27 protein-coding genes are annotated in these 14690 nt (G+C 66.1%); all 27 read right to left on the bottom strand.

Annotation, left to right across the window (positions count from 1 at the left end; translation table 11 throughout):
- Nucleotides 1-96: 96 nt before the first annotated feature.
- Nucleotides 97-606, bottom strand: coding sequence for a 50S ribosomal protein L17 (rplQ, locus tag ABZZ74_RS07280; protein WP_356762319.1), 510 nt, complete (start codon nt 604-606; stop codon nt 97-99).
- A gap of 96 nt (nt 607-702) precedes the next feature.
- Nucleotides 703-1725 carry a DNA-directed RNA polymerase subunit alpha gene (locus ABZZ74_RS07275; RefSeq protein WP_003966937.1) on the bottom strand — a complete coding sequence of 341 codons (1023 nt, stop codon included), beginning with the start codon at nt 1723-1725 and terminating at the stop codon, nt 703-705.
- A gap of 147 nt (nt 1726-1872) precedes the next feature.
- The gene (gene rpsK / locus ABZZ74_RS07270) at nt 1873-2277 is read right to left on the bottom strand and encodes a 30S ribosomal protein S11 (protein WP_003956432.1); all 405 of its coding nucleotides are present in this window, start codon (nt 2275-2277) and stop codon (nt 1873-1875) included.
- A 60-nt stretch (nt 2278-2337) separates the two neighbouring features.
- A complete protein-coding gene (rpsM, locus tag ABZZ74_RS07265) occupies nt 2338-2718 on the bottom strand; it encodes a 30S ribosomal protein S13 (RefSeq protein WP_020135802.1) in 381 nt (126 codons plus the stop codon).
- 192 nt (nt 2719-2910) lie between these two features.
- Nucleotides 2911-3024, bottom strand: a complete 114-nt coding sequence (rpmJ, locus tag ABZZ74_RS07260; protein ID WP_003998809.1) for a 50S ribosomal protein L36 — start codon at nt 3022-3024, stop codon at nt 2911-2913.
- A gap of 29 nt (nt 3025-3053) precedes the next feature.
- Nucleotides 3054-3275 carry a translation initiation factor IF-1 gene (gene infA / locus ABZZ74_RS07255; RefSeq protein WP_003948620.1) on the bottom strand — a complete coding sequence of 74 codons (222 nt, stop codon included), beginning with the start codon at nt 3273-3275 and terminating at the stop codon, nt 3054-3056.
- 208 nt (nt 3276-3483) lie between these two features.
- The gene (map, locus tag ABZZ74_RS07250) at nt 3484-4320 is read right to left on the bottom strand and encodes a type I methionyl aminopeptidase (RefSeq protein ID WP_356762318.1); all 837 of its coding nucleotides are present in this window, start codon (nt 4318-4320) and stop codon (nt 3484-3486) included.
- Nucleotides 4321-4435: 115 nt separating this feature from the next.
- Nucleotides 4436-5098, bottom strand: coding sequence for an adenylate kinase (locus tag ABZZ74_RS07245; RefSeq protein ID WP_356762317.1), 663 nt, complete (start codon nt 5096-5098; stop codon nt 4436-4438).
- Nucleotides 5098-6411: a preprotein translocase subunit SecY gene (gene secY, locus ABZZ74_RS07240; protein WP_356762316.1), complete on the bottom strand. Its 1314-nt coding sequence runs from the start codon at nt 6409-6411 to the stop codon at nt 5098-5100. Before secY ends, ABZZ74_RS07245 begins: the two co-directional genes overlap by 1 nt.
- 192 nt (nt 6412-6603) lie before the next feature.
- Entirely contained in the window at nt 6604-7059 is a 456-nt protein-coding gene (rplO, locus tag ABZZ74_RS07235; protein WP_133043286.1) for a 50S ribosomal protein L15, read from the bottom strand.
- 2 nt (nt 7060-7061) lie between these two features.
- Nucleotides 7062-7244, bottom strand: coding sequence for a 50S ribosomal protein L30 (gene rpmD / locus ABZZ74_RS07230; RefSeq protein ID WP_003998814.1), 183 nt, complete (start codon nt 7242-7244; stop codon nt 7062-7064).
- A gap of 2 nt (nt 7245-7246) precedes the next feature.
- Complete coding sequence (gene rpsE / locus ABZZ74_RS07225) at nt 7247-7852, bottom strand: 30S ribosomal protein S5 (RefSeq protein WP_324936594.1); 606 nt, start codon at nt 7850-7852, stop codon at nt 7247-7249.
- A gap of 36 nt (nt 7853-7888) precedes the next feature.
- Nucleotides 7889-8272 (bottom strand): 50S ribosomal protein L18, encoded by a 384-nt coding sequence (gene rplR / locus ABZZ74_RS07220; protein WP_208777378.1) that lies wholly within the window; start codon nt 8270-8272, stop codon nt 7889-7891.
- A 3-nt stretch (nt 8273-8275) separates the two neighbouring features.
- Nucleotides 8276-8815, bottom strand: a complete 540-nt coding sequence (rplF, locus tag ABZZ74_RS07215; protein WP_208777379.1) for a 50S ribosomal protein L6 — start codon at nt 8813-8815, stop codon at nt 8276-8278.
- Between the two features lie 24 nt (nt 8816-8839).
- A complete protein-coding gene (rpsH, locus tag ABZZ74_RS07210; RefSeq protein ID WP_007494756.1) occupies nt 8840-9238 on the bottom strand; it encodes a 30S ribosomal protein S8 in 399 nt (132 codons plus the stop codon).
- Between the two features lie 210 nt (nt 9239-9448).
- Nucleotides 9449-9634, bottom strand: coding sequence for a type Z 30S ribosomal protein S14 (locus ABZZ74_RS07205; RefSeq protein WP_003948630.1), 186 nt, complete (start codon nt 9632-9634; stop codon nt 9449-9451).
- 5 nt (nt 9635-9639) lie between these two features.
- Entirely contained in the window at nt 9640-10197 is a 558-nt protein-coding gene (gene rplE, locus ABZZ74_RS07200; RefSeq protein WP_020135807.1) for a 50S ribosomal protein L5, read from the bottom strand.
- Nucleotides 10197-10520: a 50S ribosomal protein L24 gene (gene rplX / locus ABZZ74_RS07195; RefSeq protein WP_133043289.1), complete on the bottom strand. Its 324-nt coding sequence runs from the start codon at nt 10518-10520 to the stop codon at nt 10197-10199. Before rplX ends, rplE begins: the two co-directional genes overlap by 1 nt.
- Before the next feature lie 2 nt (nt 10521-10522).
- Nucleotides 10523-10891: a 50S ribosomal protein L14 gene (gene rplN / locus ABZZ74_RS07190; protein ID WP_003998823.1), complete on the bottom strand. Its 369-nt coding sequence runs from the start codon at nt 10889-10891 to the stop codon at nt 10523-10525.
- Nucleotides 10892-11097: 206 nt separating this feature from the next.
- Nucleotides 11098-11385 carry a 30S ribosomal protein S17 gene (rpsQ, locus tag ABZZ74_RS07185; RefSeq protein ID WP_007384073.1) on the bottom strand — a complete coding sequence of 96 codons (288 nt, stop codon included), beginning with the start codon at nt 11383-11385 and terminating at the stop codon, nt 11098-11100.
- On the bottom strand, nt 11385-11609 hold the full coding sequence (gene rpmC / locus ABZZ74_RS07180; RefSeq protein WP_007494763.1) for a 50S ribosomal protein L29: 225 nt from the start codon (nt 11607-11609) through the stop codon (nt 11385-11387). The genes rpsQ and rpmC overlap by 1 nt, the downstream gene beginning before the upstream one ends.
- Nucleotides 11609-12028: a 50S ribosomal protein L16 gene (gene rplP, locus ABZZ74_RS07175; protein ID WP_007494765.1), complete on the bottom strand. Its 420-nt coding sequence runs from the start codon at nt 12026-12028 to the stop codon at nt 11609-11611. Before rplP ends, rpmC begins: the two co-directional genes overlap by 1 nt.
- A gap of 5 nt (nt 12029-12033) precedes the next feature.
- On the bottom strand, nt 12034-12858 hold the full coding sequence (rpsC, locus tag ABZZ74_RS07170) for a 30S ribosomal protein S3 (protein WP_062023386.1): 825 nt from the start codon (nt 12856-12858) through the stop codon (nt 12034-12036).
- Entirely contained in the window at nt 12858-13205 is a 348-nt protein-coding gene (gene rplV / locus ABZZ74_RS07165; RefSeq protein ID WP_003974262.1) for a 50S ribosomal protein L22, read from the bottom strand. The genes rpsC and rplV overlap by 1 nt, the downstream gene beginning before the upstream one ends.
- Nucleotides 13206-13248: 43 nt before the next feature.
- Nucleotides 13249-13530, bottom strand: coding sequence for a 30S ribosomal protein S19 (rpsS, locus tag ABZZ74_RS07160; RefSeq protein WP_007384069.1), 282 nt, complete (start codon nt 13528-13530; stop codon nt 13249-13251).
- A gap of 12 nt (nt 13531-13542) precedes the next feature.
- A complete protein-coding gene (gene rplB / locus ABZZ74_RS07155; RefSeq protein WP_058923763.1) occupies nt 13543-14379 on the bottom strand; it encodes a 50S ribosomal protein L2 in 837 nt (278 codons plus the stop codon).
- Nucleotides 14380-14417: 38 nt separating this feature from the next.
- Nucleotides 14418-14690, bottom strand: a 273-nt coding sequence (rplW, locus tag ABZZ74_RS07150) for a 50S ribosomal protein L23 (protein ID WP_356762315.1), incomplete at its 5' end; no start/stop codon positions are given.

The following is a 14690-nucleotide window of genomic DNA, read 5'->3' as shown; positions in this document are numbered from 1 at the left end:
ACGGACCCGCTGACGCGCCCCCTCAGGGGCGCGGGGAACTGCGCGATCAGCCACCACGAACCCGCAGCCGCCAACCGAACAGCACCCCGCAGACGCTTACGCGTCCTTGGTCTCCTCGGCGGAGCCCTCGGCGTCCTTGGTCACATCGACCTTGGTCTCCTCGGCAACCGGAGCGGCAGCGGACTCGGCGTCCTTCGCGGCACGCTTCGTCGCGGCCTCCGCCTCACCCGTGGCCTGCTGCGCAACCGTCAGCGCCTCGACCAGCTCGATGACAGCCATGGGCGCGTTGTCGCCACGGCGGTTACCGATCTTGGTGATGCGGGTGTAGCCACCCGGACGGTTCTCGTAGCGCGGGCCGATCTCGGTGAAGAGCGTGTGGACGACGCTCTTGTCCGTGATGACCTGCAGCACCTGGCGGCGGTTGTGAAGGTCGCCCTTCTTCGCCTTGGTGACCAGACGCTCGGCGTACGGGCGCAGGCGGCGGGCCTTCGCCTCGGTGGTGGTGATACGGCCGTGCTCGAACAGCGACTTCGCGAGGTTCGCGAGGAGCAGCTTCTCGTGCGCGGCGCTGCCGCCCAGACGGGCACCCTTGGTGGGCTTCGGCATTGTTCTTCTCCTGTGTGTCTGCCCCGGCCGTATCAGGTACCGGGGTCAGGAACCCGATGAGCGGACGCTCACCGGCATCAACCGATCAGGTACTGCTCAGTACTGCTCGGTCTCCACGAAACCCGCGTCCGCGTCGTCGTCGGCGCCGAAGGCGTCGGCAGCGGCCGTGGGGTCGAATCCGGGCGGGCTGTCCTTCAGGGCCAGGCCCATGCCGGCCAGCTTCGCCTTGACCTCGTCGATGGACTTCGCACCGAAGTTGCGGATGTCCAGGAGGTCGGCCTCGGAACGCGCAACGAGCTCACCCACGGAGTGGATGCCCTCGCGCTTGAGGCAGTTGTAGGAGCGGACGGTCAGCTCGAGCTCCTCGATCGGAAGCGCGAGGTCGGCCGCCAGCGCCGCGTCCGTCGGGGACGGGCCCATGTCGATGCCCTCGGCGTCGATGTTCAGCTCGCGGGCGAGACCGAACAGCTCGACCAGGGTCTTACCGGCGGAGGCCATGGCGTCACGGGGACGCATCGCCTGCTTGGTCTCGACGTCGACGATCAGCTTGTCGAAGTCGGTGCGCTGCTCGACACGCGTGGCCTCGACCTTGTACGTGACCTTCAGAACCGGCGAGTAGATGGAGTCGACCGGGATACGGCCGATCTCCTGGCCCACCTGCTTGTTCTGCACGGCGGAGACGTAACCGCGGCCACGCTCGACCGTGAGCTCCATCTCCAGCTTGCCCTTGCCGTTGAGCGTGGCGAGGACCAGGTCGGGGTTGTGCACCTCGACACCGGCCGGGGGCGCGATGTCGGCGGCGGTGACCAGACCCGGGCCCTGCTTGCGCAGGTACATCACGACCGGCTCGTCGTGCTCCGAGGAGACGACCAGCTGCTTGATGTTGAGGATCAGGTCGGTGACGTCCTCCTTGACGCCCGGCACGGTGGTGAACTCGTGCAGGACGCCGTCGATGCGGATGCTGGTGACAGCGGCACCGGGGATCGACGACAGGAGGGTGCGGCGGAGGGAGTTGCCGAGGGTGTAGCCGAAGCCCGGCTCCAGCGGCTCGATCACGAACCGGGAGCGGAACTCGTCGACGACCTCTTCGGTCAACGAGGGACGCTGAGCGATCAGCATGTGTGGATCAGATCCTTCTTTCGTGGACGCCCGCTATTTGACGCCCGACGGAAACCGCGCCCATGAAAGACGCGGGTACTGCAAGGGTACGGGCGGTACGGCCTCGTACGAGAGCCATACCGCCCGAAAGCCCGAAAAGCGACCGCGTCAGACGCGACGACGCTTAGGCGGACGGCAGCCGTTGTGCGGGGTCGGGGTGACGTCCTGGATGGAGCCGACCTCGAGGCCCGTGGCCTGCAGGGAGCGGATGGCGGTCTCACGACCGGAACCCGGGCCCTTGACGAACACGTCGACCTTGCGCATGCCGTGCTCCTGGGCGCGGCGGGCAGCCGACTCGGCGGCCATCTGCGCGGCGAACGGCGTGGACTTCCGGGAGCCCTTGAAACCGACGTGGCCGGCGGAGGCCCAGGAGATCACGTTGCCGGACGGGTCCGTGATGGAGACGATCGTGTTGTTGAACGTGCTCTTGATGTGCGCGTGGCCGTGAGCGACGTTCTTCTTTTCCTTGCGGCGCACCTTCTTGGCAGCGCCCTGACGACCCTTGGGGGGCATGTAGAAATCTCCTACGGGAGGTGGTCGGTCCTACGGCAGCTGGTGGGACCGCTGCGAGGACTACTTCTTGCCCGGCTTCTTCTTGCCGGCGATGGCGCGACGCGGGCCCTTGCGGGTGCGGGCGTTGGTGCTGGTGCGCTGACCGCGGACGGGCAGACCACGACGGTGACGGAGACCCTGGTAGCAGCCGATCTCGACCTTGCGGCGGATGTCGGCCTGGATCTCGCGACGGAGGTCACCCTCGGTCTTGATGTTGTTGTCCACGTACTCGCGGATCGCGACGAGCTGCTCTTCGCTCAGGTCACGAACACGGGTGTTCGGGTCGATGCCCGTCTCTGCCAGCGTCTGCTGAGAGAGCGTCCGGCCGATGCCGAACACGTAGGTGAGGGCGACCTCCACGCGCTTTTCGCGCGGGATGTCAACACCGGAAACGCGTGCCATTCAATGGCTCCTGGTGGTCTTCGGAGGTCTTCCACAGAATCGGTTCCCGGCCGCCGTATCAGGTACGAACCGGGTCCCCGGCCTCCGAACCGGGGGTGTCAGCCGGGCTGCCGCCCGTCTGGATCCTGCGTATGAACATATTCAGCTCGCGTCGCGCGAAGCCCTGCGAAACCGCAGAGGGAGGTCGTTACGTCAGCCCTGGCGCTGCTTGTGGCGCGGGTTCTCGCAGATGACCATGACCCGGCCGTGACGGCGGATCACCCTGCACTTGTCGCAGATCTTCTTGACGCTCGGCTTGACCTTCATGGGATCGAGGTTCTCCGAGTCAGAGGGATCTACTTGTAGCGGTAGACGATCCGGCCACGCGTCAGGTCGTACGGAGACAGCTCCACCACGACCCGGTCGTCAGGGAGGATGCGGATGTAGTGCATACGCATCTTGCCGCTGATGTGTGCCAGGACCTGGTGGCCGTTCTGGAGCTCGACCTTGAACATGGCGTTCGGAAGAGACTCGACGACAGTGCCCTCGATCTCGATGGCACCTTGCTTCTTGGCCACGCTTCGCCCTTCGAATCGACTACCTTGATCGACTCTCCCGCTGTGCCCCTGCGGGCGCATGCGGACATGCGGATGCACGAGAGCCGACGAGTCAGTCTACGTCAGCGCATCCCGAAAGACGAATTCACTGTGGGTCCACGGCCTTCTCATGACGATGCCCCACCCGTCGGCATGGTATGCACGGCGGGCGGGGCGGGCTCGGGCCGGCTCAGCCCAGCGGGTCCGGCGCAGCCGTGACCCCGTGTTCCGCCAGCTTGGCCCTGCCGCCGTCCGGGGACGTGAGGACCAGGGGGCCCTGCTCGGTCAGGGCGACCGAGTGTTCCCAGTGCGAGGACCAGGTGCCGTCCGTGGTGATGACCGTCCAGTCGTCGGAGAGGACCTCGGTCTTCGGGGTGCCCAGGGAGACCATCGGCTCGATGGCGAGGCAGAAGCCCGGGACCAGCTTGGGACCCTTGCCGCGGCGGCGGTCGACGTAGTTCAGCAGGTGCGGGTCCATGTGCATCTCGGTCCCGATGCCGTGGCCGCCGTAGTCCTCGATGATCCCGTACTTGCCGCCACCCGGCTTCGGCTGGCGGCGGATGTACGTCTCGATCGCCCGGGAGACGTCGACCAGCCGGTTGCCCAGCTTCATGGCCGCGATGCCGGCCCACATCGACTCCTCGGTCACCCGGGAGAGCTCGATCAGTTCGGGAGCGTGGCCCGAGCCCACGAAGGCGGTGTAGGCCGCGTCCCCGTGCCAGCCGTCCACGATCGCGCCGCAGTCGATGGAGATGATGTCGCCGTCCTTGAGGACCACGTCCTCGGACGGGATGCCGTGGACGACGACCTCGTTGACGGAGGTGCAGATCGTCGCCGGGAAGCCGCCGTACCCGAGGAAGTTGGGCTTGGCGTTGTGCTCGGCGAGCACCTTGCGCGCGACCTCGTCCAGATCCTTGGTGCTGGCTCCGGGCACCGCCGCCTCACGGGTGGCCGCGTGGATGGCGGCGACGACCAGCCCCGCCTCCCGCATCTTGGCGATCTGCTCGGGGCTCTTGATCTGCACCATGGGGGCCTGCGCTCTCCGTCTACTTCCGCTACTGCTCAACTGCGTCAACCGGTTACCAACACAACAGTACGGCCGTGACGCCCTCTCGGGTGCCACGGCCGTGACTGGCTGACGGCTACTTGCCGTCGTCCTCGCGCTTGAGGGCCTCCAGGGCCCGCTTCGTGACCTCGTCCACCGGGCCGAGGGACGAGATCGTGACGACCAGGCCCTGCGACTTGTAGTAGTCGATGATCGGCTCGGTCTGCGTGTGGTAGACCTCGAGCCGGGTGCGGACCGTCTCCTCGGAGTCGTCGTCCCGCTGGTACAGCTCACCGCCGCAGACGTCGCAGACGCCTTCCTTCTTCGGCGGGCTGTACGTCACGTGGAAGACGTGCGAGGAGTCGTTGCGGCAGATACGGCGGCCGGCGATCCGCTTGACGACCTCTTCCTCGGGGACTTCGAGGTCGAGTACCGCGTCCAGCTTGATGGCCTCGGTCTTCAGCAGCTCGTCCAGCGCCTCGGCCTGCGAGACATTGCGCGGGAAACCGTCGAGCAGGAAGCCGCCCTCGGCGTCCGGCTGCTCCATGCGGTCCTTCGCCATCGCGATGGTGACCTCGTCGGGGACGAGATTGCCGGCGTCCATGTAGGACTTCGCGAGTTTCCCGAGCTCCGTCTGCTGGCTGATGTTGGCCCGGAACAGGTCGCCCGTGGAGATGTGCGGGACGCGCAGTTTCTCGGCAAGGCGAACGGCTTGCGTTCCCTTGCCGGCTCCCGGCGGCCCGACGAGGACGATTCGCATCAGCGGAGGAACCCTTCGTAATTGCGCTGCTGGAGCTGGCTCTCGATCTGCTTCACCGTCTCGAGACCCACACCCACGATGATCAGGATGCTCGTCCCGCCGAAGGGGAAGTTACCGGATGCCCCGAACCCGACCAACGCCATCGTTGGAACGAGAGCGATCAGACCCAGATACAGCGAACCCGGCCAGGTGATCCGGTTGAGCACGTAACTCAGGTACTCAGCGGTCGGTCGGCCAGCCCGGATGCCCGGGATGAAGCCACCATACTTCTTCATGTTGTCGGCGACTTCCTCGGGGTTGAAGGAGATCGCCACATAGAAGAACGCGAAGAAAACGATCAGCAAGAAGTAGCTGACCAGGTAGATCGGGTGGTCACCCTTGGTCAGGTTGTCGTTGATCCAGACCTTCCAGCTGGAGTTCCCGCCGGAGAACTGCGCGACCAGCGCCGGGATGTAGAGCAGCGACGACGCGAAGATGACGGGGATCACACCCGCCTGGTTGACCTTCAGCGGAATGTAGGTCGACGTACCACCGTAGGAACGGCGGCCGATCATGCGCTTCGCGTACTGCACCGGGATCCGGCGCTGGGCCTGCTCGACGAAGACGACCAGCCCGACCATGACCAAGCCCACGAGGATGACGGTGCTGAACTCGATCCAGCCGCCGGCCAGCGTGCCCTGCTTCTTGATGGCCCACAGCGCGGACGGGAAGGTCGCCGCGATCGAGATGAACATCAGGATCGACATGCCGTTGCCGATGCCGCGGTCGGTGATGAGCTCACCGAGCCACATGACGACGGCGGTGCCGGCCGTCATGCAGATGACCATCGTGATGGTGGTGAAGATCGAGCGGTCCGGCACGATCTGGCTGCCGACCGAGCACTGGCCGAAGAGCGCGCCGCTGCGGGCGGTGGCCACCAGGCCGGTGCCCTGCAGGATGGCGAGGGCCACCGTCAGGTAACGGGTGTACTGCGTGATCTTCGCGGTACCCGCCTGGCCCTCCTTCTTCAGGGCTTCCAGGCGTGGGATCACCACGGTCAGCAGCTGCAGGATGATGCTCGCCGTGATGTACGGCATGATGCCGAGCGCGAAGATCGTGATCTGCAGCAGCGCGCCACCGCTGAACATGTTGATCATGCCGAAGAGCCCCTGGTTGCCAGAGGCCTCCTTTACGCACTGCTGAACAGACGTGTAGTCGACGCCAGGGATCGGGATGTGGGTACCGACCCGGTAGACCACGATGATGCCCAGCGTGAAGAGCAGCTTCTTGCGCAGGTCGGGCGTTTTGAACGCCCGGGCGAACGCGGTGAGCACGGTGCCTCCTGCGACCCCCGCGCAACTGCGTCAAGGGTGACGGTCTTGAGGTTCGACGGATACGAATAACGAACGGTGCAGGCTACCTTACCGGCGGCACAGCTCCCCGTGGAACGACCAACCGGGGATACCCCTTTGTGGGATATCCCCGGTCGGGATCGTTCATGTCATCGAGCGATCGCCTGAGTGGTGTCAGACGAGCTCGGTGACGGTGCCGCCGGCGGCGGTGATCTTCTCCTTGGCGGAGCCGGAGACGGCGTCGACCGTCACTTGCAGCGCCACGGAGATCTCGCCCTGGCCGAGGACCTTGACGAGCGCGTTCTTGCGAACGGCGCCCTTGGCCACCAGACCCTCGACGGTGACCTCGCCACCCTCGGGGTAGAGCGAGGCCAGCTTGTCGAGGTTCACGACCTGGTACTCGGTCTTGAACGGGTTCTTGAAGCCCTTCAGCTTCGGAAGACGCATGTGGAGGGGCATCTGCCCACCCTCGAAGCGCTCCGGAACCTGGTAGCGGGCCTTGGTGCCCTTGGTACCACGACCGGCCGTCTTACCCTTCGACGCCTCACCACGACCGACACGGGTCTTGGCGGTCTTGGCGCCCGGGGCGGGACGGAGGTTGTGGATCTTGAGCGGGTTGTTCTCCGCCATGATCAGTCGACCTCCTCGACCGTCACGAGGTGGCGGACGGTGTGCACCATGCCGCGGAACTCGGGGCGGTCCTCCTTGACGACCACGGTGTTGATCCCCTTGAGACCAAGCGACCGCAGGGTGTCACGGTGGTTCTGCTTGCTGCCGATGTAGGACTTGACCTGCGTAATCTTGAGCTGCGCCATGATTACGCACCCGCCCCGGCACGCGCACGGAGAAGAGCCGCGGGGGCGACGTCCTCGAGCGGCAGACCACGGCGGGCCGCGATCTCCTCGGGACGCTGCAGACCCTTCAGGGCCGCCACGGTCGCGTGCACGATGTTGATCGCGTTGTCGGAGCCGAGCGACTTCGACAGCACGTCGTGGATACCGGCGCACTCGAGCACGGCACGCACCGGACCACCGGCGATAACACCGGTACCGGGGGACGCGGGCTTGAGCAGCACGACGCCGGCAGCCTTCTCACCCTGGATGGGGTGCGGGATGGTGCCCTGGATACGGGGGACCTTGAAGAAGTGCTTCTTGGCCTCCTCAACGCCCTTGGCGATGGCGGCCGGCACCTCCTTGGCCTTGCCGTAACCGACACCCACGGTGCCGTCACCGTCGCCCACCACGACCAGCGCGGTGAAGCTGAAGCGACGACCACCCTTCACAACCTTGGCGACGCGGTTGATCGCGACGACGCGCTCAACGTACGCGGTCTTCTCGGCGGCAGCAGCGCCGCCGTCACGGCCCTTCCGGTCCCGCCGCTCGCCGCCACCGGCACCGCTTCCGCGGCGCTGGGGTCCAGCCATTGGATTACCTCTCTCTTTCCGCTAGCTACAAGCGGCTCAGAACTTGAGCCCGGCCTCGCGGGCGGCGTCCGCCAGGGCGGCGATGCGCCCGGCGTACTGGTTGCCACCACGGTCGAACACGACGGCCTCGACACCGGCGGCCTTGGCACGCTCGGCGACCAGGGCGCCGACCTGCTTGGCCTGCGCGGACTTGTCGCCCTCGCCACCGCGGATCGACGTGTCCAGTGTGGACGCCGAAGCCAGGGTGTGGCCCTTGAGGTCGTCGATCACCTGCGCCACGATGTGGCGGTTCGAGCGGGTCACGACCAGACGGGGACGCTCCGCCGTACCGGACACCTTCTTGCGGATCCGGATGTGGCGGCGCTTGATCGCGGCGCGCTTGTAGGCGTCGCCCTTGAGGATCTTCTGCCCGTATGCCATGGCTTACTTACCCGCCTTTCCGACCTTGCGGCGGATGACTTCGCCCTCGTACTTGACGCCCTTGGCCTTGTACGGGTCGGGCTTGCGCAGCTTGCGGATGTTGGCCGCAACCTCGCCGACCTTCTGCTTGTCGATGCCCTCGACCGAGAAGCGGGTCGGGGTCTCCACCTTGAAGGTGATGCCCTCGGGCGCCTCGACGGTGATCGGGTGGCTGTAGCCGAGCGCGAACTCGAGGTTCGAACCCTTGGCCGTAACGCGGTAACCGACACCGCTGATCTCGAGCTTCTTCACGTAACCCTGGGTCACGCCGGTGATCATGTTCGCCACCAGCGTGCGGGACAGGCCGTGCAGGGCCTTGTTCTGACGCTCGTCGTTGGGGCGGGTGACGTTGAGCACGCCGTCCTCACCCTTGGCGATGTCGATCGGCGATGCGACGGTGTGGGTCAGCGAGCCCTTGGGGCCCTTGACCGAGACCGTACGGCCGTCGATGGTGACGTCCACGCCGGCGGGAACCGCGATGGGGAGCTTGCCGATGCGCGACATAGCTGTTTCCTCCGTTCCCTTCCGCTACCAGACGTAGGCGAGGACTTCCCCACCCACGCCCTTCTTGCCGGCCTGCTTGTCGGTCAGGAGACCGTGCGACGTGGAGATGATCGCCACGCCGAGGCCACCGAGGACCTTGGGCAGGTTGGTGGACTTCGCGTACACCCGGAGACCGGGCTTGGAGATCCGCTTGATGCCCGCGATGGAGCGCTCACGGTTCGGGCCGAACTTCAGCTCGAGGACGAGGTTCTTGCCGACCTCGGCGTCCTCGATCTTCCAGCCCGTGATGAAGCCCTCCTGCTGGAGGATCTCCGCGATGTGAGACTTGATCTTGGACGCCGGCATCGTCACGGAGTCGTGGTACGCCGAGTTCGCGTTCCGCAGACGCGTCAGCATGTCTGCGATCGGATCAGTCATGGTCATGAATTGGCCTTCGGCCTCTCTCGCCGGGGTTTCCAGGTGCCCATCCCTCTCCTCGATCCGAGACGAGGCGGGTGCGGTGCGGTGGACCTACGGCGTAGTAAGTCGTACGGGCGTCAAGGCGCCCAACCCTCCCAGCCTAAGCCATGGAGGGATGGGCCCCTGACCAAACCCTTTGCTTACCGAGAGCTTCAGGTATCCCCAAGTAGGGGATTACCAGGAGCTCTTGGTCACGCCCGGCAGCTCGCCACGGTGAGCCATCTCACGAAGGCACACGCGGCACAGGCCGAACTTGCGGTACACGGAGTGCGGACGGCCGCAGCGCTGGCAGCGGGTGTAGCCACGCACACCGAACTTGGGCTTGCGAGCAGCCTTGGCAATCAGAGCCTTCTTCGCCATCTCGCTCACGCCTCCTTGAACGGGAAGCCGAGGTGACGAAGGAGCGCGCGGCCCTCAGCGTCGTTGGTCGCCGTGGTGACCACGGTGATGTCCATGCCCCGGGTACGGTCGATCTTGTCCTGGTCGATCTCGTGGAACATGACCTGCTCCGTGAGACCGAAGGTGTAGTTGCCACGGCCGTCGAACTGCTTGGGGGACAGACCGCGGAAGTCGCGGATGCGCGGGAGCGCGAGCGACAGGGTGCGGTCCAGGAACTCCCACATGCGGTCGCCACGGAGCGTGACGTGGGCACCGATCGGCTGACCCTCGCGCAGCTTGAACTGCGCGATGGACTTGCGGGCCTTGGTGACGGCCGGCTTCTGACCGGTGATGGTGGTCAGGTCGCGGATCGCGCCCTCGATCAGCTTCGAGTCACGGGCGGCGTCGCCGACACCCATGTTGACCACGATCTTCACGAGGCCGGGGATCTGCATGACGTTCTCGTACTTGAACTCGTCACGCAGCTTGCCCGCGATCTCCTCGCGGTACTTCGTCTTGAGACGCGGAGTGGTGGTGGTAGCCATCAGATGTCCTCACCCGTCCGCTTGGCAACGCGGATCTTGTTGCCCTCGTCGTCGAAGCGGTAACCGACACGCGTGACGACCTTCTGACCGTCCTTCTCAACGACCAGCTGGACGTTGGAGACGTGGATCGGCGCCTCGGTCGTGACGATGCCGCCGGCCTGCGAACCGCTGGCGGTCGGACCGGCCTTGGTGTGCTTCTTGACCCGGTTGACACCCTCGACCAGGACGCGCTCGTCGCGCGGGTAAGCGGCAATGACCTTGCCCTGCTTGCCCTTGTCCTTGCCGGTGATGACCTGGACCAGGTCGCCCTTCTTGATCTTCATGCTTACAGCACCTCCGGAGCCAGCGAGATGATCTTCATGAACTTCTTCTCGCGCAGCTCACGCCCGACCGGGCCGAAGATGCGGGTGCCGCGAGGGTCGCCGTCGTTCTTCAGAATGACGGCGGCGTTCTCGTCGAAGCGGATGTACGAGCCGTCCGGACGGCGGCGCTCCTTGACGGTGCGAACGATGACCGCCTTGACGACGTCACCCTTCTTCACGTTGCCACCGGGGATCGCGTCCTTGACGGTGGCGACGATGACGTCACCGATGCCCGCGTAGCGGCGACCGGAGCCACCGAGCACACGGATGCAAAGGATCTCCTTCGCACCAGTGTTGTCGGCGACACGCAGTCGCGACTCCTGCTGGATCACGTCTATCTCCTGTTTGTCTGCCGGTTCCCGCAGCGGCCTTTCGGGCCGAACCTGCGAGCCTGGCGGAACCGTCCTGCGAAGGTTGCCCCGCAGGAATTACTTACGCCTCTGAAAGGGAAGAACCCGTCCGCCGGGGACCTCGGCCCCCGGCGGGGTGCCCGGGCCGGAGCCCTGGCGGGGGTCAGCGGGGGCGAACCCCCGCTTGATTACTTCGCCTTCTCGAGGATCTCGACGACGCGCCAGCGCTTCGTCGCGGACAGCGGCCGGGTCTCCGCGAGGAGGACACGGTCGCCGACACCCGCGGCGTTCTGCTCGTCGTGTGCCTTGAGCTTGTTCGTACGGCGGATGACCTTGCCGTACAGCGCGTGCTTCACGCGGTCCTCGACGGCGACGACGACGGTCTTGTCCATCTTGTCGCTGACGACCAGACCCTCACGGGTCTTGCGGAAGCCGCGGGCCTCTGCAGTCTGCTCAGTCACGTTGCTCTCACTCATCAGGCGTTCTCCACCGTTTCGATGCCCAGCTCACGCTCGCGCATCAGGGTGTAGATCCGCGCGATGTCCTTGCGGACCGCCTTCAGACGGCCATGGTTCTCGAGCTGACCGGTCGCCGCCTGGAAGCGGAGGTTGAACAGCTCTTCCTTGGCCTCGCGGAGCTTCGCCAGAAGCTCCTCGTTGCCCAGCTCGCGCAGCTCGGACGCCTTGGTACCGGCCGACATCACGCTTCACCTGCCTCGCGCTTGACGATCCGGCACTTCATCGGCAGCTTGTGGGCCGCACGGGTCAGCGCCTCACGGGCGATCTTCTCGTTGGGGTACGACAGCTCGAACATCACGCGTCCGGGCTTGACGTTGGCGATCCACCACTCAGGAGAACCCTTACCGGAACCCATGCGGGTCTCGGCGGGCTTCTTGGTGAGCGGACGGTCCGGGTAGATGTTGATCCAGACCTTGCCACCACGCTTGATGTGACGCGTCATGGCGATACGAGCGGCCTCGATCTGACGGTTCGTCACATACGCCGGGGTGAGCGCCTGGATGCCGTACTCGCCGAACGCAACCGTGGTGCCACCCTTGGCAGCGCCGCTGCGTCCCGGGTGGTGCTGCTTGCGGTGCTTGACCCTACGGGGGATCAGCATGACGGTCAGGCCTCCGTTCCGGTGCTCTCAGCCGGAGCGGCGGCGGGGGCCTCGGCCTTGGGGGCCTCGGCGCCGGCAGCCTGCTGCGGCTTGCGACCGCGCCGCTCGCCACCACGGCCACCACGGGCCGGGCGGTCGGCACCGCCACCGCGAGCCGGGCGGTTACCCGCACGGGCGGCAGCGTTCTCGGCGCGGACCTCGGCGATGTTCTTGACGTCGCCCTTGTAGATCCAGACCTTCACACCGATGCGGCCGAAGGTCGTCTTGGCCTCGAAGAAGCCGTAGTCCACGTTCGCGCGGAGCGTGTGCAGGGGCACGCGGCCCTCGCGGTAGAACTCCGAGCGGGACATCTCGGCGCCGCCGAGGCGGCCGCCGCACTGGATCTTGATGCCCTTGGCGCCGGCCTTCATGGCGGACTGCATGCTCTTGCGCATGGCCCGACGGAAGGAGACGCGGGAGGAGAGCTGCTCGGCGACGGCCTGCGCGACCAGCTGAGCGTCCGTCTCGGGGTTCTTGACCTCGAGGATGTTCAGCTGGACCTGCTTGCCCGTGAGCTTCTCGAGGTCACCGCGGATGCGGTCGGCCTCGGCGCCACGGCGGCCGATGACGATGCCCGGACGAGCGGTGTGGATGTCCACACGCACGCGGTCACGGGTGCGCTCGATCTCCACCTTGGAGATGCCGGCGCGCTCCATGCCGGACGTCATCATCCGACGGATGGCGACGTCTTCCTTGACGTAGTCCTTGTAGAGCTTGTCGGCGTACCAACGCGACTTGAAGTCGGTGGTGACACCGAGCCGGAACCCATGCGGGTTAACCTTCTGGCCCATTACCGGGTTCCTTCCTTGCTGCTGACGACCACGGTGATGTGGCTGGTCCGCTTGCGGATCCGGTAGGCACGGCCCTGGGCACGCGGACGGAACCGCTTCAGGGTCGGGCCCTCGTCGACGTACGCCTCGGAGATGAAGAGGCTGTCGGCGTCGGTGTGGTCGTAGTTGTGCGCGGCGTTGGCGATGGCGCTGTCGAGCACCTTGCCGACGGGCACGGAGGCTGCCTGCGGAGCGAATCGCAGAACAGCCTGAGCCTCCGTGGCGTCCATGCCACGGATAAGGTCCACCACGCGGCGGGCCTTCATGGGCGTAACGCGGATGTACCGCGCCTGGGCCCTGGCTTCCATGGTTGTCCCTCTCAGTTACTTACGTGTCTGAATGCGATCCGCTTTAGCGGCGCTTCGACTTCCGGTCGTCCTTGACGTGACCCCGGAAGGTGCGCGTCGGCGAGAACTCGCCGAGCTTGTGGCCGACCATCGACTCGGTGACGAACACCGGGATGTGGGTCTTGCCGTTGTGCACCGCGATCGTGTGGCCGAGCATGGCCGGGACGATCATCGAGCGACGGGACCAGGTCTTGATGACGTTCTTAGAGCCCGCTTCGTTCTGGGCGTCCACCTTCTTGATCAGGTGGTCGTCGACGAAGGGCCCCTTCTTGAGACTGCGCGGCATCTAAACCCGCTCCTAGCGCTTCTTGTTCGTCTTGCGGCGGCGGACGATGTACTTGTTCGAAGCCTTCTTCGGCGAACGAGTACGACCCTCCTTCTGACCCCAGGGGCTGACCGGGTGGCGACCACCGGAGGTCTTGCCCTCACCACCACCGTGGGGGTGGTCAACCGGGTTCATCGCCACACCGCGAACGGTCGGGCGGACGCCCAGCCAGCGCTTGCGGCCGGCCTTGCCCCAGTTGATGTTGCTCTGCTCGGCGTTGCCGACCTCGCCGACCGTGGCGCGGCAGCGCTGGTCGACCAGGCGGATCTCACCGGACGGCATACGAAGGTGGGCCATCGTGCCCTCCTTCGCGAGCAGCTGCACGGAGGCACCGGCGGAGCGGGCGAACTTGGCGCCGCCGCCCGGACGAAGCTCCACGGAGTGGATCGTCGTACCGACCGGGATGTTGCGCAGCGCCAGGTTGTTGCCGGGCTTGATGTCGGCGCCGGGACCGTTCTCGATCCGGTCGCCCTGCGTCAGGCCCTTCGGCGCCAGGATGTAGCGCTTCTCGCCGTCCGCGTAGTGGAGCAGCGCGATGCGCGCGGTGCGGTTGGGGTCGTACTCGATGTGCGCGACCTTCGCCGGCACGCCGTCCTTGTCGTGACGACGGAAGTCGATCACTCGGTAGGCGCGCTTGTGTCCGCCACCCTGGTGGCGAACGGTCACACGACCGGCGTTGTTACGGCCGCCCTTGCTGTGCAGCGGGCGGACCAGCGACTTCTCCGGCGTGGACCGCGTGACCTCGACGAAGTCGGCGACGCTGGAGCCACGACGGCCCGGCGTAGTCGGCTTGTACTTGCGGATTCCCATTTCTCAGTCCTCGTCCGATATCGGACGATCCGACCCGCTTACGCGGTCGGACCGCCGAAGATGTCGATACGGTCGCCCTCGGCGAGGGTCACGATCGCGCGCTTGGTCGCCGCACGCTGGCCGAAGCCGGTGCGGGTCCGCTTGCGCTTGCCGATGCGGTTGATCGTGTTGACCCCGGTGACCTTGACCGAGAAGACCGCCTGGACGGCCTGCTTGATCTGGGTCTTGTTGGCGTTCGGGTCGACGATGAACGTGTACTTGTTCTCGTCCAGGAGCGCGTAGCTCTTCTCCGACACGACCGGCTTGAGCAG

It is taken from the genome of Streptomyces sp. NPDC006476, from assembly GCF_040612015.1.
GTDB lineage: Bacteria > Actinomycetota > Actinomycetes > Streptomycetales > Streptomycetaceae > Streptomyces > Streptomyces griseorubiginosus_B.
The sequence above is the reverse complement of the archived record's forward strand: the minus strand, read 5'-3'. Positions and strand labels throughout refer to the sequence as shown.